A 17,308-nucleotide genomic window follows, 5' to 3' on the forward strand; every position below is an offset into this window, starting at 1 on the left:
CGTCACGCAACGGCGCGCGACAGGAGCCAGAGGACAATGCAGACCAAGCTGGACGAAGCCAAGGCCGAGCTGCTCGAGAGGGCGGCCCGGGTCGCTGAGAACAGCCCGGTCGGGGGGCACCTACCGACTGGGACGACGGGCGAGGGCACGTCGGGCACGCCGGGCACGTCGGGAACCCCGGACCATGACGCCCTCCTCGCGTTCCTCCAGCGCTACTACCTGCACACCGCCGCGGAGGACCTCACCGACCGCGATCCGGTCGATGTCTTCGGAGCCGCGCTGTCCCACTACCGGCTCGCCCAGAGCAGGCCGCAGGGGACCGCGAATGTCCGGGTCCACACCCCGACCGTCGAGGAGAACGGGTGGACCTGCAGTCACTCCGTCGTCGAGGTCGTCACCGACGACATGCCCTTCCTCGTCGACTCGGTCACCAACGAGCTGAGCCGGCAGGGGCGGGGCATCCATCTCGTCGTCCATCCGCAGATCGCGGTGCGGCGCGATGTCGCCGGGCAGCTCATCGAGGTGCTCGGGGCGCCGCCCGCCGCCGGTGACCTGCCGCATGACGCGCACATCGAGTCCTGGATCCATGTGGAGATGGACCGGGAGACCGACCGCGCGGACCTGAAGCAGGTCACGGGCGAGCTGCTGCGGGTGCTGTCCGATGTGCGGGAGGCCGTCGAGGACTGGGAGAAGATGCGGGACGCGGCGCTGCGGATCGCCGACGGACTGCCCCAGGAGGCCATGCCCGGTGATCTGCCCTCGCCGGAGGTCGAGGAGGCCCGTGAGCTGCTGCGCTGGCTCGCCGCCGATCACTTCACGTTCCTGGGGTACCGGGAGTACGAGCTGCGGGGCGACGACTCCCTCGGCGCCGTCGCGGGGACCGGGCTCGGGATCCTGCGGGCCGATCCGCATCACGCCGAGGGCGACGCGCATCCCGTCAGCCCTTCGTTCGAGCGGCTGCCCGCCGACGCCCGCGCCAAGGCCCGTGAGCACAAGCTGCTCGTCCTCACCAAGGCCAACAGCCGGGCCACCGTGCACCGGCCGTCGTATCTCGACTATGTGGGCGTCAAGAAGTTCGACGCCGAGGGGAACGTCGTCGGGGAGCGGCGGTTCCTCGGGCTGTTCTCGTCGGCCGCCTACACCGAGTCCGTGCTGCGGGTTCCCGTCGTGCGGCGCAAGGTCGACGCCGTACTGAAGGGCGCCGGGTTCTCGCCCCACAGCCACGACGGGCGCGATCTGCTCCAGATCATGGAGACGTACCCGCGGGACGAGCTGTTCCAGACCCCCGAGGACGAGCTGCGGTCCATCGTCACCTCGGTGCTGTATCTGCAGGAGCGGCGGCGGCTCCGGCTCTACCTGCGGCAGGACGAGTACGGGCGCTACTACTCCGCGCTCGTCTACCTGCCCCGTGACCGCTACACCACCGGGGTGCGGCTGCGGATCATCGACATCCTGAAGGAGGAGCTCGGCGGCATCAGTGTCGACTTCACCGCCTGGAACACCGAGTCGATCCTGTCCCGGCTGCACTTCGTCGTGCGGGTGCCGCAGGGCACCGAGCTGTCCGAGTTGTCCGAGGCGGACAAGGACCGCATCGAGGCGCGGCTCGTGGAGGCGGCGCGGTCCTGGGCCGACGCCTTCGGTGAGGCACTCAACGCGGAACTCGGCGAGGAGCGGGCCTCCGAGCTGCTGCGCAGCTACAACAACGCGTTCACCGAGGGCTACAAGGCCGACCACACGCCGCGGGCCGCGGTCGCCGACCTCGTGCATCTGGAGCGGCTGACCGAGGAGCAGAGCTTCTCGCTCAGCCTGTACGAGCCGGTGGGCGCCGCGCCCGACGAGCGCCGTTTCAAGATCTACCGCAAGGGTGACGCGATCTCCCTGTCGGCGGTGCTGCCGGTGCTGAACCGGCTGGGTGTCGAGGTGATCGACGAGCGGCCGTACGAGCTGCGCTGCGCGGACCGGTCGGTGGCCTGGATCTATGACTTCGGGCTGCGGATCCCGCGGGCGCTGGGCGGTGCCGCGGGCGCCGACCTGCTCGGGGACGACGGGCGCGAGCGGTTCCAGCAGGCGTTCGCGGCGTCCTGGACCGGCAAGGCGGAGAACGACGGGTTCAACGCGCTGGTGCTGGGTGCCGGGCTGAACTGGCGGCAGGCGATGGTGCTGCGCGCGTACGCCAAGTACCTGCGGCAGGCCGGGGCCACGTTCAGCCAGGACTACATGGAGGACACCCTCCGGACGAACGTGCACACCACGCGGCTGCTCGTCTCCCTGTTCGAGGCGCGGATGTCGCCGGACCGGCAGCGTGCCGGACACGAGATCGTGGACGCGTTGCTGGAGGAGCTGGACGCCGCGCTCGACCAGGTGGCCTCGCTCGACGAGGACCGGATCCTGCGGTCCTTCCTCACCGTCATCAAGGCGACCCTGCGGACCAACTTCTTCCAGAAGACCGAGGCCGGCACACCGCACACGTACGTGTCGATGAAGTTCGACCCGCAGGCGATCCCGGATCTGCCCGCGCCCCGGCCGGCCTTCGAGATCTGGGTGTACTCGCCCCGGGTGGAGGGTGTCCATCTGCGGTTCGGGAAGGTCGCCCGCGGCGGCCTGAGGTGGTCGGACCGCAGGGAGGACTTCCGGACCGAGATCCTCGGCCTGGTCAAGGCGCAGATGGTGAAGAACACCGTGATCGTGCCGGTCGGCGCGAAGGGCGGGTTCGTCGCCAAGCAGCTGCCGGACCCGGGCGTGGACCGGGACGCCTGGCTCGCCGAGGGCATCGCCAGCTACAAGACGTTCATCTCGGCGCTGCTCGACATCACCGACAACATGGTGGCCGGGGAGGTCGTGCCGCCGGCCGACGTCGTACGGCACGACGAGGACGACACCTATCTGGTGGTCGCGGCCGACAAGGGCACGGCGACGTTCTCCGACATCGCCAACGAGGTCGCGCAGTCGTACGACTTCTGGCTCGGGGACGCCTTCGCCTCCGGCGGCTCGGCCGGCTACGACCACAAGGGCATGGGCATCACCGCCCGCGGCGCCTGGGAGTCCGTGAAGCGGCACTTCCGCGAGCTGGGTGTGGACACGCAGGCCGAGGACTTCACGGTGGTCGGCATCGGTGACATGTCCGGTGACGTGTTCGGCAACGGCATGCTGCTCAGCGAGCACATCCGGCTGGTCGCCGCCTTCGACCACCGACACATCTTCATCGACCCCAAGCCGGACGCCGCGACCTCGTACGCCGAGCGCCGCCGCCTGTTCGAGCTGCCCCGCTCCAGCTGGGCCGACTACGACACCGCGCTGCTCTCGGCGGGCGGCGGGATCTTCCCGCGCACCGCCAAGGCCATCCCGGTGGGCGCGCACGTTCGCGAGGCCCTCGGCATCGAGTCCGGCGTCACCAAGATGACCCCGGCCGACCTGATGAAGGCGATCCTGTCGGCTCCGGTGGACCTGCTGTGGAACGGCGGCATCGGCACCTACGTCAAGGCGAGCACGGAGTCGAACGCCGACGTCGGTGACAAGGCCAACGACCCGATCCGCGTCGACGGCCAGGACCTGCGGGTCAGGGTCGTCGGCGAGGGCGGCAACCTGGGGCTGACCCAGCTCGGCCGGATCGAGTTCGCCCGCGGCGGCGGCAAGATCAACACGGACGCCATCGACAACAGCGCCGGCGTGGACACCTCCGACCACGAGGTGAACATCAAGATCCTGCTCAACGGGCTGGTCACGGACGGCGACATGACCGTCAAGCAGCGCAACAAGCTGCTCGCGGAGATGACCGACGAGGTCGGCCGGCTCGTCCTGCGCAACAACTACGCGCAGAACACGGCCATCGCCAACGCCCTGTTCCAGTCCCAGGACATGCTGCACGCCCAGCAGCGCTTCATGCGCCACCTGGTCAGGGAAGGCCACCTGGACCGGGCCCTGGAGTTCCTGCCCACCGACCGGCAGATCCGCGAGCGGCTCGGCGCCGGCCATGGTCTGACCAGTCCGGAGACGGCCGTCCTGCTGGCGTACACGAAGATCACCGTGTCGGACGAACTGCTGCACACCTCGCTGCCCGACGACCCCTACCTGCGCGGCCTGCTGTACGCGTACTTCCCGACGGCGCTGCGCGAGCAGTTCCCCGAGTACATCGACAAGCATCCGCTGCGCCGTGAGATCACCACGACGGTGCTGGTCAACGACACGGTCAACACCGGCGGTACGACGTATCTGCACCGGCTGCGCGAGGAGACCGGCGCCTCCCTTGAGGAGATCGTGCGGGCGCAGACCGCGGCCCGGGCGATCTTCAGGTCGGCGCCCGTGTGGGACGCGGTGGAGGAACTCGACAACACGGTCGAGGCGGCCGTGCAGACCCGGATCCGGCTGCACTCGCGGCGGCTCGTCGAGCGCGGTACGCGCTGGCTGCTCAACAACCGTCCGCAGCCGCTCCAGCTCGCCGAGACGGTGGACTTCTTCGCCGAGCGGGTCGAGCAGGTCTGGTCGCAGCTGACGAAGCTGCTGCGCGGCGCCGACCTGGAGTGGTGGCAGAAGATCTACGACGAGCTGACCGGCGCCGGTGTTCCGGACGAGGTCGCGACGAGGGTCGCCGGGTTCTCCTCGGCGTTCCCGGCGCTGGACATCGTCTCGGTGGCCGACCGCACGGGCAAGGATCCGCTGGCCGTCGCCGAGGTGTACTACGACCTCGCGGACCGGCTGCACATCACCCAGCTCATGGACCGCATCATCGAGCTGCCGCGCGCCGACCGCTGGCAGTCCATGGCCCGCGCCTCCATCCGTGAGGACCTGTACGCGGCCCATGCGGCGCTGACCTCGGACATCCTGAGCGTGGGCAACGGCACCTCGACGCCCGAGCAGCGGTTCAAGGCGTGGGAGGAGAAGAACGCGGCGATCCTGGGCCGGGCGCGGACGACGCTGGAGGAGATCCAGGGGTCGGAGACGTTCGACCTGGCGAACCTGTCGGTGGCGATGCGCACCATGCGGACGCTGCTGCGGACGCACTCGTGACGCAGTGACGACAAGGGCGCCTCCCGGTCCTCGGGGGGCGCCCTCGTCGTGTGGGTGCGCTGGTCAGGCGGTGACCGTCGCGACCGGCTTCGGCTTGGCCGGCGGCTTCTTCCTGGCCTTGCCGTCGCCGCTGAACGCCTCGTAGGCGTCCATGACCTCCTCCGTCGGACCGTCCATGCGCAGCTCGCCGCGCTCCAGCCACAGCACCCGTTCGCAGGTCTCGCGGATCGAGCTGTTGCTGTGGCTGACCAGGAAGACGGTTCCGGCGTGCTCGCGCATCTCGCGGATGCGGTCCGCCGAACGCTTGCGGAACAGCGCGTCACCGGTGGCCAGGGCCTCGTCGATGAGGAGGACGTCGTGGTCCTTGGCGGCGGCGATGGAGAAGCGCAGCCGGGAGCCCATGCCGGAGGAGTAGGTGCGCATCGGCAGGGAGATGAAGTCGCCCTTGTCGTTGATGCCGGAGAAGTCGACGATCTGCTGGTAGCGCTCCTTGATCTGCTCGCGGGACATGCCCATGGCGAGGCCGCCGAGGTAGACGTTGCGCTCGCCGGTCAGATCGCCCATGAGGGCCGCGTTGACGCCGAGGAGGGAGGGCTGGCCGTCGGTGTAGATCCGGCCGCTCTCCACCGGCAGCAGGCCCGCGACCGCCTTGAGCAGGGTGGACTTGCCGGAGCCGTTGGTGCCGATCAGACCGATGGCCTCGCCCTTGTAGGCGATGAAGGAGACCTTCTTCACCGCGTGCACCAGCCGGGTGCCGGCCGCTTTCTCGGCCGCCTTGCGGCGCAGGATGCGGTTGAGGGCGGCGGTCGCGGAGCCGCGGCCGCCGCCGGTGCCGTTGACGCGGTAGACGATGTCGACGTTGTCGCAGATGACGGTGGGGGCCCGCTCGTCGGCGAGGTCGAAGGGGGTGGTGCGGGGTGCGATGTCAGCCACGGCCGTACGTCTCCTCAGCCTTCCAGAAGTAGATGAAACCGCCGACGCCCGCGGCCAGCGCCCAGCCGGCCGCCCACGCCCACACGTGGGGCGGCAGCTGGCCGGCGTGGAAGGTGTCGATCAGTGCGAAGCGCATCAGGTCGATGTAGACGGCGGCCGGGTTGGCGCGCAGTACGTCGGCCACCCAGGCCGGCAGGTCGCTGTGCTTGCTGAGCAGGTTGTCGATGCTCCACATCACGCCCGAGATGTACATCCAGGTGCGCAGGACGAACGGCATCAGCTGGGCGATGTCCGGGGTCTTCGCGCCCGCCCGGGCCAGGATCATCGACACGCCCGCGTTGAAGAGGAACTGCAGGGTCAGCGCCGGGATCACCAGCACCCAGGAGAGCGCCGGCGGCACGCCCATGATGAACAGGATGATCAGCAGCGCGGCCATCGAGAACAGCAGCTGCTGGAGCTGCTGGAGGCAGTACGAGATCGGCAGCGCGGCCCGCGGGAAGTGCAGGGCGCGCACCAGGCCGAGGTTGCCGGCGATGGCGCGGGTGCCCGACATGATCGAGCTCTGCGTGAACGTCCACACGAACACGCCCGTGACGAGGAAGGGGATGTAGTCCGGCACGCCCTTCTTGGTCTGCAGCAGCACGCCGAAGATGAAGTAGTAGACCGCCGCGTTGAGCAGGGGGGTCATCACCTGCCAGACCTGGCCGAGCTTCGCCTGGCTGTACTGCGAGGTGAGCTTGGCGGTGGCGAACGCGGTGATGAAGTGGCGGCGTGCCCACAGCTGGCGGACGTACTCGGGCAGGGAGGGGCGGGCGCCGCTGACGGAGAGGCCGTGGCGGGCCGCGAGAGCCGCGAGGTCGTCGGGGGGTCCGGCCTCTGTCGTGGGCGGTGTGTGGAGTACCTGGCTCACATCCGCTGCTTTCACTCGGGGGGTGGGGGTGCGCGCGTCCGGCCTCGCTCCCGTCACCCTGTGTTCTCTTACGCTTCTCTTCACGTTTTCTTACGTCGGAACGGGACCGTATCGTCGCAACGTGAGCGTAGGCCTTCTCGACGTCGGAACGCAACCGTTTCGTCGTAACGCCCTATGCTGGTTCGCATGACGACGAACGCGACGAACGCCGACGCATCCAGGGCGAAGCCGCGCCGCCGGGCTCCCGCGGGCGCGGCCGTGCTCCGCGAGGATGTGACGGAAGCCATTCGCGCGGCCGTGTTCGAGGAGCTCGCGACCGTCGGCTACGCGCGGATGTCCATCGAGGGCATCGCCCGGCGCGCCGGCGTCGGCAAGACCGCGGTGTACCGGCGCTGGCGCTCCAAGCTGCACCTCGTCCTCGACCTGGTCTCGGCGCTCGCCGTGCAGGGCCTGCCGGTCCCGGAGACGGGCAGCCTGGAGGGCGATCTGCGGATGCTGTACGAGGTGACGTCCCGGGCGCTCAGGCACCCCGTCGCCTCGCAGGTCATCCCGGACCTCCAGGCGGAGGCGGCCCGCAACCCGGAGATCGCCGAGGCCATGCAGAAGGCGCTGCGGGAGGGCCAGGAGGGGGTCTCGCTGAAGATCGTGGCGGCGGCGGAGCGGCGCGGCGAGGTCCGGGCGGGGCTGGACACGGAGCTGGTGCTCGATCTGATCTCGGGTCCGCTTTACTGGCGTGCGGTGGTGATCCGCAGCCCGAAGCTGCCCAAGGGATACCTGGGCGCACTGGCGCGGGCGACCGCCGAGGCGATCAAGGCACTCTGAGCACGAGGCTCCGGGTGCCGGTGCCGGACGGGAATCCGCGGTGCCGACGGGAGTCGAGGTGTCATGAGAGTCGTGATGGCCGAGGACAACGCCCTGCTCAGAGAGGGGCTCGTCCTGTTGCTGACGTCGGCGGGGCACGAGGTGGTGTCCGTCGTCGCCACCGGTCCCGAGATCCTGCCGGCGCTGCTGGAGCACCGCCCCGACGTGGCCGTGCTCGACGTGCGGATGCCGCCGGGCTTTCGCGACGAGGGGCTGCGGGCGGCGCTGGAGGCCCGGGAGAAGATCCCCGGTCTGCCGGTGCTGGTGCTCTCCCAGTACGTCGAGGAGTCCTACGCGGCCGAACTGCTCGGCGGGGGCGCGAGCGGCGTCGGCTATCTGCTGAAGGACCGCGTCGGCCGGGTCGACGAGTTCCTCGACGCCCTCGAACGGGTCGCCGGCGGTGGTACGGCGCTGGATCCCGAGGTCGTCACCGAGCTGATGACGCGCCGCAGGGACTCCCCGCTGGATCTGCTCACGGCGCGCGAACGCGAGGTGCTGGGGCTCATGGCCGAGGGCCGCGACAACGCCACCATCGCCACGACGCTCGTCATCACCGAACGGTCGGTCAGCAAGCACATCGGCAACGTGTTCCTGAAGCTGGGCCTGCCCCCGAGCGACAGCGGCCACCGCAGGGTCCTGGCGGTACTGGCGTACCTGAACAATGCCAACGCCTAGCGGGCGCGGGATGTCGCAGCAGAAGGGCACTAGCTGGACCGGCTCCGGGCCGCCTCCGGATGCAGGCGGATCCAGCCCGCCCAGGCGGAAGTGATCATGTCCTGGACGTCGTGTCGGGCCTTCCAGCCCAGTTCCGCGGTGACGCGGTCGGCGGAGGCGACGACCCGGGCGGGGTCGCCGGGGCGGCGGGGGGCGACGGCGGGCGGGCGGTCGTGGCCGGTGACGGTGTTGATGCGGTCGATCATCTCGCGGACCGAGACGCCCTCCCCGCGGCCGATGTTGAGGGTGAGGTCGCGGCCGGGGGACGCCGTCAGGGCGTGCGCTGCGGCCACATGGGCCTCGGCCAGGTCGGCCACGTGGATGTAGTCCCGTACGCAGGTGCCGTCCGGGGTCGGGTAGTCGTCGCCGAAGACGCGCGGCGGCGCGCCCTCCGTGAGCTTCTCGAAGACCATGGGGATCAGGTTGGAGACACCGGTGTCGGCGAGCTCCGGGGTGGCCGCGCCCGCCACGTTGAAGTAGCGCAGACAGGCCGTGGACAGTCCCGTGGCCCGGCCGGTCGCGCGGACCAGCCACTCGCCGGCCAGTTTCGTCTCGCCGTAGGGCGACATCGGCACGCAGGGGGTGTCCTCGGTGACCAGGCCGACGTCGGGCATGCCGTACACGGCCGCCGAGGAGGAGAACACGAAGGACGCCACCCCGGCCGCGGTGACCGCGTCGAGGAGGACGCGGAGCCCTTCCACGTTCTCCCGGTAGTAGTGCAGGGGCCGCTCCACCGACTCGCCGACCTGCTTCTTCGCCGCGAGATGGACGACACCGGTGACCGCGTGTCCGGTCAGGGTACGGGCCAGCAGCTCGCCGTCCAGCGTCGAGCCCTCCACCAGGGGCACGCCGTCCGGCACGCGCGCGGCGACGCCGGTCGACAGGTCGTCGTACACCACCGCCCGCTCGCCCGCCTCCGTCATCGCCCGCACCACGTGCGCCCCGATGTAGCCGGCACCGCCGGTGATCAGCCAGGTCATCGCTCGGCCTTCCCCCTCGTCTCTCGGTCACTCGGAAGTCGTCTCACAGTGAAGCAGGCGTCGGACTCTCCCGCAGAGTCTGTGGACAACTCCCCGCGCTCTCCGGCGCACGCACCGTGCTCGCGCGCCACAGGCGCACGAAGGACAGCGCGGCGGCCGCGAGCAGCATGCCGTTGCGCAGGACCATCAGACCGGTGCCGGTCCAGGTGCACGCGATGACCTCGGCGTACAGGACCGGGTAGATGACGGCGCTGAGCGCGGTCGACGCCAGGATCAGCGCGGCCACCGGGCGCTGGGTGGTGTGCCGGGAGGTCAGGCAGACGGCCACCAGGCCCAGCAGCCAGATCATGTACTGCGGGCTGATCACCCGGCTGGTCACGGTGAACAGCAGGACGGCGCTCAGCGCGGCGTCGTAGGGCACGGCCTCGGTCCAGCGGCGGGCGCGGATCCGCCACAGCAGCAGCACGCCGAAGGCGACGACGGTCAGGGCGAGCGAGGCGTGCGCGACGCTCGGGACGTACGGGCCGGTGAACTCCATCGCGCCGTACTGGTAGCGGACCCTGCCCCGCCATCCGACGTGTCTCGCGAGGGAGAGCAGGGTGCCGCCCAGGGACTCGATCTGCACGCCTCTGCCGCCCTGCTGGCGCAGGAAGGCGAGCGGATTGCGGAACGCGAAAACCAGGAGCAGCAGCAGCGAGGTCCCGCCCAGCGCCGCCGACGCCCACACCGACCGGCTGTCGCGCCCTCTGGGCACGCCCACCAGCACCAGGGCGGGCCACACCTTCACCAGCGCCCCCAGGGCCGCGAACGCCCCGCACGCGCGTGTGGAGCGCGACAGCGCGAGCAAGGAGACCACGGCCAGCGCCGTGACCTGGACGTCGTAGCGCGCGAACGGCACGCGGACCAGCAGGGGCAGGCCGCCCACCCAGACCGCCGCCCCGGCCAGGGTGCGGCCGGGGCGGGTGCCCGCGCGGGCCAGCACGTACGCGATCACGGAGTCCGAGAGGACCGTGAGGGCGACGAACGACTCGAAGTACGTCCACCACGGCAGGACTCCCGGTGACAGCAGGACGAGGCCGGCGCCCGGCGGGTACTGCCACAGCGTGTCGTGCGCGGGGAAGGCGCCGTGCGCCAGGACGCCGTACCAGTGGTGGTAGAGGCGCCAGACCTCGCGGCCCACCCGGCCGCCCAGGATGCCCAGGGAGTCGTGGGCGAGCAGCCACAGCATCAGGACGCGGGTGGCCAGCCAGGCGGCGGCGAGGACGAGGAGAAGGCGACGACGTTCCATGACGGCGGATCGTAAGCCGCCCGAATGCCTCTTTAGTTCAGATACTCCGTCAATAGCCAAGAAACGGCGCTTATTCGCACAAAATGGTGCACATGAATAAGTGTGGGGGCAGGGGGAGCGCGGGGCTCGGAACGCCGTGGCGGACGGCCGTGGCGGTCGCCGTCCCCGCCGGGGTCATGCTCCTGCTCGGGCTCTGGGGGCTCGACCGCGGCGGCATGTGGCGCGACGAGGCGGTCACCTTCCAGGTCGCGCGGCGCTCGGTGCCGCAGATCTGGCTGTTGCTGCACAGGGTGGACGCCGTGCACGGCCTGTACTACTTCCTCATGCACGCCGTCCTCGCGCTCCGGCCGGGCGAGGCCGTGCTGCGGCTGCCGTCGGTGTGCGCGGCGGCCGTCGCGGCGGGCCTGGTCGCGGCCCTGGGGGCGCGGCTGGTCCGGCCGCGCGTCGGCCTGTGGGCGGGGCTGCTGTACGCGGTGACCCCGCTCGTGGGCCACTACGCCCAGGAGGGCCGCTCGTACGCCATGGTCGCCGCGGGCACGGCCGGGGCGACCCTGCTGCTCCTGCGGGCGCTCCGGGGGCGCTCCTGGTGGCCGTACGGCGTCACGCTCGCCCTCACCTGTCTGCTGCACGAACTGGCGGTGCTGCTGGTCCTCGCCCACGCGCTGACGCTCCTGTACGCGCGCGTGGAGCGGAGCGCGTGGCCGCGCTGGGCCGCTTCGGCGGGCGGGGCCGTGCTCGCCCTGATGCCGCTCGCGGTGGTGTCCAAGGGCCAGGCCGGGCAGGTGGCGTGGCTGCCGCGGCCGGGGGCGGACAGTGCGGAGCGGCTGCTGCACGCGTTCCTCGGGCCCACCGCGCCGGTCTTCTGGACCTGTCTGGTCCTCGCGCTCCTGGCCCTGCCCGGTCCGCGCCGGCTGACGCCCGCCGCGGTCGCCCTCCCGTGGGCGGTGGTGCCCCCGCTGATCCTGCTGGCCGTCTCCCAGTTCCGGCCGATGTATGACGACCGGTACGTGCTGTACGCCCTGGCGGGCGCGCCCCTGCTGGTGGCGGCGGGCGCGGACCGGGTGCTGGGGGGCGTCGCGCGGCCGGCGCCCGGGGTGAGGCGGGCGGGTGTCCTCGTCCCGCTCGCGGGAACTCTCGTCGTCGCTCTCGCGTTCGTCCATCAGCTGCCCCTCCACCGCCGGGACCGCACCCTCGCCCGGCCCGCCACCCTGGCCGCCGTCTCCGCGTTCGCCGCCCGCGAGCTGCGGCCGGGAGACGCCGTGGTGTTCCTGCCGACCATCGGGCGGCGGGCCGCGGTGACCTACCCGCGGAGCTTCCGGGGGGTGCGGGACGTGGCGTTGAAGGCCCCCGGTCCGGTCTCCGGGACGCTGTACGGCCGGGAGCGGGGCGCCGCTGAACTGCGCCGTGACCTGCTCGCGCTGGACCGGCTCTGGGTGGCCGCCGAGCCGTACGCCCTGGAGTCCGCCTGGTACCCGCGCAACCCGACCGAGCGGGTCAAGCTGACCGTCGTGACGGAGGAGTTCGTGCCGAGCGAGCCCCGGCGGGAGTTCGTGCGGGACGGCGTCTCGCTGCGCCTCTACACCCGCCGCCCGGCCGCCCCGGCCCGCTTCCCGCCCGCCTCTACCGGCTTCCCGGCTCCTCCTGCAGGGCGGCCGCGTCCAGCGCACCGGTGAGCTGGTCGAGCCGATCTCGCAGCTCGCCGATCTCCGCCAGGTCGAACCCGGTCGCCGACACGATCCGGCGGGGCACCTGGAGCGCCCGCTCCCGCAGTTCGGCGCCCTCGTCGGTGAGCCGGACCTCCACCGAGCGCTCGTCGCGCGCGCTGCGCTCACGGCGTACCAGGCCCGCCCCCTCCAGCCGCTTGAGCAGCGGGGAGAGTGTGCCGGAGTCCAGGCGCAGATGTTCGCCGAGCTTCTTCACGGGCAGTTCGCCGTGCTCCCACAGGACCAGCATCACCAGGTACTGGGGGTAGGTCAGTCCGAGTTCCTTGAGGATCACGCGGTAGACGCCGTTGAACGCACGCGACGCGGCGTGCAGGGAGAAGCAGATCTGGCGGTCCAGAAGCAGCCAGTTCTCCGAAGGGGCTGGGGTGGCGGCGGGGGTCGACGTCGAGCTCATGACTCCAGAGTAGCTCCAGCGAGCCATTTAGTTGTGCACAATTGAATTGTGTGCTCTACTTACGTCACCGGGACAGACCGTCACGGAGACAGACTTCTGAGAGGGATGGTTCATCCATGGACGCGCTCTACACCGCAGTCGCCACCGCCACCCACGGCCGCGAGGGCCGCGCCGTCTCCAACGACGGAAAGATCGACCTCGCGCTCGCCCTGCCGGTGGAGATGGGCGGCAACGGTCAGGGCACCAACCCGGAGCAGCTGTTCGCCGCCGGCTACGCGGCCTGTTTCGGCAGCGCGCTCGGTCTGGTCGGCCGTCAGGCCAAGGTCGACGTCTCCGACGCCGCCGTGACCGCCGAGGTCGGCATAGGCAAGCAGGGCGAGGGCTTCGGCCTGAAGGTGACGCTGCGCGTCGAGCTCCCCGACACCCTGGACGAGGCGACCGGCCGCAAGCTGGTCGAGACCGCCCACCAGGTCTGCCCGTACTCCAACGCCACCCGCGGCAACATCGAGGTCGACCTCGTCATCGAGTAGTCCCCCGGTCCCCGTCTCCCCGGTCCCCCGAACTGCCCCTGAGAGCGGTCGCTCCCCCAACAGGCCGCTTTCAGGGGTGTCCCACCCGCGCCAGCACCTCCCCGGTCCGCCGGCTCCACGTCACCACCACCGCCTCCGCCGGCACCGGGTGCCAGCGCGTCAGCAGCAGCCAGCGGACGTGGTAGCGGCGGACGATCGCCGCGCGCGCGGCACGGCTCGCCCCGGGGGCGAGGAAGGCGCGCACGTCGGCCTCCCGCCGCAGCCGCGCCCGCTCGTCCAGAGCCGCGTCCGGCCAGGGCGGCGCGACGAGGTTCGGCCCGTACCCGGCGATCGCGTGGGCCGCGAAGTACCCGTCGGTGATGACCACCTCGCCCCGCCCGATGTGCCGCGCGGCCCATGCGTACGACTCCCAGCGGGGCGGCTGGTCGAACCCCACCGGATCCAGTGAGCGCGGCACCACCGCCCCCGCCTGCACGGTCAGCAGCCCGGTACAGGCCGCGGCGGCCGCGACCGCGCCGAGCAGCCGCCGGCGCACGCCCCACGGCCCGGGCGCCGCCAGCTCCACCGCCAGCGCGAACTGCGGCGGGACCAGGGCGAGTCCGAGGATCCGCCCGTAGGTGTAGTGGCCGCTGACCCACCCGTACGCCACCACCAGGCAGTCCAGGGCGAACATCAGCACCAGCGGGTCGCGCGCCGAGCGCCGCGCCCGCCCCCACAGCACCGGCAGCCCCGGCAACACCAGCCAGAAGTGACCGGGCAGACCGGCGTACAGCCGCCGGTGCATCCCGTCCACGCTGCCGTCCCCGGCCAGCGCGAACACGTCGAAGTACGGCCAGCCCCCCGCGACCAGCAGCGCCACCGCCCCCGTCAGCGCCCACCGGGCCGCGACCGCGGGACACCAGCCGCGCTGCCGGCCCAGGACCACGGCGACGGCCCCCGTCACCGCCGCCACCGCGGTGATCGGATGCACCAGCAGGATCACCCCGAACAGCACACCGGTCCCCGCGTACCCGGTGAAGCCGCGCAGCCCCCGAGGGCCGACGTACCGCACCCGGCGCTCGTCACGCGCGCGTGCGCCCGCCGCGGCCCACGCCCAGAAGGCGAGGCCGATCGCGAAGGTGGACGGATAGCCGAGGTTGCCGGTCATCGACATCAGGCCCAGATAGCCGCTCCACCACGCGCGTTCCGTGCCCCACAGCAGGGTCATCGCGGTCAGCGCCAGCACCGGCGCCCAGGGCCTCGGCGTCAGCAGCCGTACGAAACGGCCGATGCCGGTCAGCAGCACCAGCAGGTTCACCGGCCCGGCCACCCGCAGCACGTCCCACCCCGTGAGGCCCGTCCGCCGGGCGAACACGCCCTCGGCCAGCGCGTACGGCGAGTAGTACGGGCTGCCCGCGCCCGGCAGGTCGGCCATCGGGTGCCGCGGGTGCGACAGGTTGTCCTTGAGCCGTTCGACCACCGCCGCGTGCACCCCCGCGTCGCAGCACAGCGGCACCCGCCAGTACGCCAGCGACATCACCAGCCAGAACAGGAAACCGAAGACCTGGTACGGGCTCGGCCGCCACACCCGGCCGCCGCGCAGCGCCGTGGCACCGCGCACCGGGCGCCGGATCAGGACACCGGCGCTCACCGGGCGGAGACCGGAAAACGGCAGGCGGGAGAGGAGTCGCACATGAGGGGCATTGGTTGTACGTTCCCGCCCGGTTCAACGGCCTTGCCGATCGTCACCCCATCGAGTGAGCCCGATCGGAGGGGGCGCACCGCTCCTGCACCGGAACTCCCTGCTGCCGGTCCGACTCGGCCTCCGCCGCGTCCGGGAACTCCTCGCCCAGCAGCAGCCGCCGGACGACCCGCTCGGCGGCGCGGCCGTCGTCGTACGCGCAGAACCGGGCCCGGAAGCCGGCCCGCAGCGCCGTGGAGTCCTCGTCGCGCCAACTTCCGGAGGCCAGCAGCCAGGCCAGTTCGCGGTAGGTGCGCGAGACGTGCCCCGGGGGTTCGGCGGTGATGTCGAAGTAGGTGCCGCGGCTGGCCGTGTACGCGCCGAGGTCGTCGGCGTGGACGACGATCGGACGGTCCAGGTTGGCGTAGTCGAACATCAGGGCCGAGTAGTCGGTGACCAGGACGTCGGAGGCGAGCATGACGTCCTCGACGTGCGGCTCGTCGGTCGCGTCGATCAGCAGCCCCCGCCGGTGCAGGTCCGACAGACCCGTCCCGCGTGCGGGCCCGGCCGCCAGCGACGGATGCAGACGCACCACGAGGGTGTGCTCCGCGCCGAGGTCGGCGGCGAACCGGGCCAGGTCGATCCGGTCGACGTGCCCGCCGCGCACGTACTCGCGCCGGGTCGGCGCGTACAGCACGACGGTGTGCCCGGCCGGGATGCCCAGCCGCTCCCGGACCGCCGCCCCCGCCTGCGCGCCCGCGCCCACCAGCACGTCGTTGCGCGGGCTGCCGGTCCGTGCCGAGGCGAAGTGGCACGGGTAGGCCCGCTCCCACACCAGCTCCGAGTGCCGGTTGGCGACCAGGCTGTGGTCCCAGCGGTCGGCGCGGCGCAGCATCTGCGGCACGTCCACGCCGAACCGGCCGCCGGGCCGGTCGAGCAGATCGGCGGCCATGTACTTCAGCGGGGTGCCCTGGTGGGTGTGGATGTGCACACTGCCGGGGCGTTTGACCAGCGCGCCGGGCCAGTTGACGTTGTTGACGAAGAATCCGGCCCGTGCGGTCACCCTGCGGTACTCGGGGGAGTCCACAAGCACGTGCTCGACGCCCTCGGGCAGCCGCGCGGCCGTCTCCTCGTCGCGCACGACCCACACCCCGCGCAGTTGCGGAGCGATCTCCAGGGCCTTGCGGTAGACCGCGCCGGGGTCGCCGAGCACACCCCGGTGCGAGAACGCCGAGTACACGACGAGCCGCGGGTCGAGGGGGCGGCGGGCCTGCACGTCCTCCGCCATCCGCCGTACGCGCCCCGCGACCGCCCCGCGCGTCTGCCGCCCGCGCCGCGCCAGCTCCCGGCCCGCGCGCCCGGCCTGCCGTCCGATCCGGTAGGCCGTGTAACCGCCTTCCAGGACGCGCAGTCCGGCGGGAAGCGGTTCGCCGGCCGGCCGGTACCGGGCCGACATCTCGGCCGTACGGCGGAAGAACTCGGCCTTGTCCGAGGGCGGCAGCCGGTCCGGCTTGGCCAGGATGTCCAGACAGTGCTCGCCCATCTTGCGGTGCAGGTACGGCCGCCAGCCGGTGAGCTCCGGACGGGAGTCGACGAAGTCGAAGACCCGCTCGTACTGGTCGTGGATGTCGAAGTGCCTGCGGCTGGTGGTGGACAGGATGTTGCCCTGGCGGCGCTGGCGGTAGTTCAGGCAGATCCGGTCCAGCGTGGCGATCCGCTCCGCGCTGAGCATGACCGGGAACGTCCAGGGGGTGTCCTCGTAGTAGCCGGGCGGGAAGGCGAAGCCGTTCTTCTCCACGAAGTCGTGGCGGTACACCTTGTTCCACACGACCATCAACAGGTCGAGGATCTCCGGGTGTTCGGCGGCCGTGAAGGTGCCGGAGCCGATGTCGGCGAGGACGCGGGCGAGGGCGTTGCGGCGGGTGCCGCCCCACCAGTAGGTGCGCGCGTAGTCGAAGACCAGCACGTCCGGGTCGCCGGACTCCGCGAGCCGGTCGGCGATCGCGCGCAGCGCGCCCGGCGTGAGGGCGTCGTCGCTGTCCAGGAAGAACAGGTAGTCGCCGGTGGCGTGCGGCATCCCCGCGTTGCGGGCGCGGCCGAGGCCCACGTTCTCCGGCAGGTGCAGCGCCCGGACGCGCTCGTCACGGGCGGCGTACTCGTCGAGGATCGCGCCGCAGCCGTCCGGGGAGCGGTCGTCGACGGCGATCACCTCGAAGTCCCGGTACGACTGGGTGAGGAGCGAGTCGAGGCACTCGCGCAGGAAGCCCTGCACCTTGAAACACGGCACGATGACGCTGAAGCGGGGCACGG

General features: G+C 71.6%; 12 protein-coding genes. 5 read left to right on the forward strand and 7 right to left on the reverse strand.

All coding sequences use genetic code 11. The annotated features are described in order from the left end of the window. Positions 1-36: 36 nt before the first annotated feature. Positions 37-5,004 carry an NAD-glutamate dehydrogenase gene (locus ABT057_RS16660; protein ID WP_352343744.1) on the forward strand — a complete coding sequence of 1,656 codons (4,968 nt, stop codon included), beginning with the start codon at positions 37-39 and terminating at the stop codon, positions 5,002-5,004. Between the two features lie 63 nt (positions 5,005-5,067). Here the strand turns inward: ABT057_RS16660 and ABT057_RS16665 are convergent, their stop codons facing one another. Together ABT057_RS16665 and ABT057_RS16670 are read right to left on the reverse strand one after the other, a co-directional pair. Then, positions 5,068-5,937, reverse strand: a complete 870-nt coding sequence (locus tag ABT057_RS16665) for an ABC transporter ATP-binding protein (RefSeq protein ID WP_352343746.1) — start codon at positions 5,935-5,937, stop codon at positions 5,068-5,070. Continuing rightward, positions 5,930-6,847 carry an ABC transporter permease gene (locus ABT057_RS16670; protein ID WP_352343747.1) on the reverse strand — a complete coding sequence of 306 codons (918 nt, stop codon included), beginning with the start codon at positions 6,845-6,847 and terminating at the stop codon, positions 5,930-5,932. Before ABT057_RS16670 ends, ABT057_RS16665 begins: the two co-directional genes overlap by 8 nt. A gap of 174 nt (positions 6,848-7,021) precedes the next feature. Here ABT057_RS16670 and ABT057_RS16675 point away from each other — a divergent pair, with 174 nt between their 5' ends. Both ABT057_RS16675 and ABT057_RS16680 read left to right on the forward strand, forming a co-directional pair. After that, positions 7,022-7,669 (forward strand): TetR/AcrR family transcriptional regulator, encoded by a 648-nt coding sequence (locus ABT057_RS16675; protein WP_352343748.1) that lies wholly within the window; start codon positions 7,022-7,024, stop codon positions 7,667-7,669. Between the two features lie 63 nt (positions 7,670-7,732). Then, positions 7,733-8,383, forward strand: a complete 651-nt coding sequence (locus ABT057_RS16680) for a response regulator (RefSeq protein ID WP_352343749.1) — start codon at positions 7,733-7,735, stop codon at positions 8,381-8,383. A 29-nt stretch (positions 8,384-8,412) separates the two neighbouring features. On the opposite strand, the gene galE is transcribed toward ABT057_RS16680, so the two are convergent. Then, positions 8,413-9,402, reverse strand: a complete 990-nt coding sequence (gene galE / locus ABT057_RS16685; RefSeq protein WP_352343750.1) for a UDP-glucose 4-epimerase GalE — start codon at positions 9,400-9,402, stop codon at positions 8,413-8,415. Positions 9,403-9,445: 43 nt separating this feature from the next. Further along, entirely contained in the window at positions 9,446-10,690 is a 1,245-nt protein-coding gene (locus ABT057_RS16690) for a glycosyltransferase 87 family protein (protein ID WP_352343751.1), read from the reverse strand. A gap of 92 nt (positions 10,691-10,782) precedes the next feature. Here ABT057_RS16690 and ABT057_RS16695 point away from each other — a divergent pair, with 92 nt between their 5' ends. After that, entirely contained in the window at positions 10,783-12,363 is a 1,581-nt protein-coding gene (locus ABT057_RS16695) for a glycosyltransferase family 39 protein (protein WP_352343752.1), read from the forward strand. Here the strand turns inward: ABT057_RS16695 and ABT057_RS16700 are convergent. Next, a complete protein-coding gene (locus ABT057_RS16700) occupies positions 12,311-12,808 on the reverse strand; it encodes a MarR family winged helix-turn-helix transcriptional regulator (protein WP_352343753.1) in 498 nt (165 codons plus the stop codon). The genes ABT057_RS16695 and ABT057_RS16700 overlap by 53 nt on opposite strands. Before the next feature lie 116 nt (positions 12,809-12,924). On the opposite strand from ABT057_RS16700, the gene ABT057_RS16705 reads away from it, so the two are divergent. Then, on the forward strand, positions 12,925-13,338 hold the full coding sequence (locus ABT057_RS16705; protein ID WP_352343754.1) for an organic hydroperoxide resistance protein: 414 nt from the start codon (positions 12,925-12,927) through the stop codon (positions 13,336-13,338). A 70-nt stretch (positions 13,339-13,408) separates the two neighbouring features. Here the strand turns inward: ABT057_RS16705 and ABT057_RS16710 are convergent, their stop codons facing one another. Further along, the gene (locus ABT057_RS16710) at positions 13,409-14,968 is read right to left on the reverse strand and encodes a hypothetical protein (RefSeq protein ID WP_352343756.1); all 1,560 of its coding nucleotides are present in this window, start codon (positions 14,966-14,968) and stop codon (positions 13,409-13,411) included. 94 nt (positions 14,969-15,062) lie between these two features. After that, the gene (locus tag ABT057_RS16715; protein WP_352343757.1) at positions 15,063-17,306 is read right to left on the reverse strand and encodes a bifunctional glycosyltransferase/CDP-glycerol:glycerophosphate glycerophosphotransferase; all 2,244 of its coding nucleotides are present in this window, start codon (positions 17,304-17,306) and stop codon (positions 15,063-15,065) included. Positions 17,307-17,308: the final 2 nt, after the last annotated feature.

The sequence above is a fragment of the Streptomyces sp. NPDC002588 genome, from assembly GCF_040295925.1.
Classification (GTDB): domain Bacteria; phylum Actinomycetota; class Actinomycetes; order Streptomycetales; family Streptomycetaceae; genus Streptomyces.

Bases quoted from the DNA above. Each gene is read 5' to 3' on its own strand.
- ABT057_RS16680 (WP_352343749.1), top strand. From the start codon at position 7,733: ATGAGAGTCGTGATGGCCGAGGACAACGCCCTGCTCAGAGAGGGGCTC.
- ABT057_RS16660 (WP_352343744.1), top strand. From the start codon at position 37: ATGCAGACCAAGCTGGACGAAGCCAAGGCCGAGCTGCTCGAGAGGGCG.
- ABT057_RS16675 (WP_352343748.1), top strand. From the start codon at position 7,022: ATGCTGGTTCGCATGACGACGAACGCGACGAACGCCGACGCATCCAGG.
- galE (WP_352343750.1), bottom strand. From the start codon at position 9,402: ATGACCTGGCTGATCACCGGCGGTGCCGGCTACATCGGGGCGCACGTG.
- ABT057_RS16690 (WP_352343751.1), bottom strand. From the start codon at position 10,690: ATGGAACGTCGTCGCCTTCTCCTCGTCCTCGCCGCCGCCTGGCTGGCC.
- ABT057_RS16700 (WP_352343753.1), bottom strand. From the start codon at position 12,808: ATGAGCTCGACGTCGACCCCCGCCGCCACCCCAGCCCCTTCGGAGAAC.
- ABT057_RS16695 (WP_352343752.1), top strand. From the start codon at position 10,783: ATGAATAAGTGTGGGGGCAGGGGGAGCGCGGGGCTCGGAACGCCGTGG.
- ABT057_RS16705 (WP_352343754.1), top strand. From the start codon at position 12,925: ATGGACGCGCTCTACACCGCAGTCGCCACCGCCACCCACGGCCGCGAG.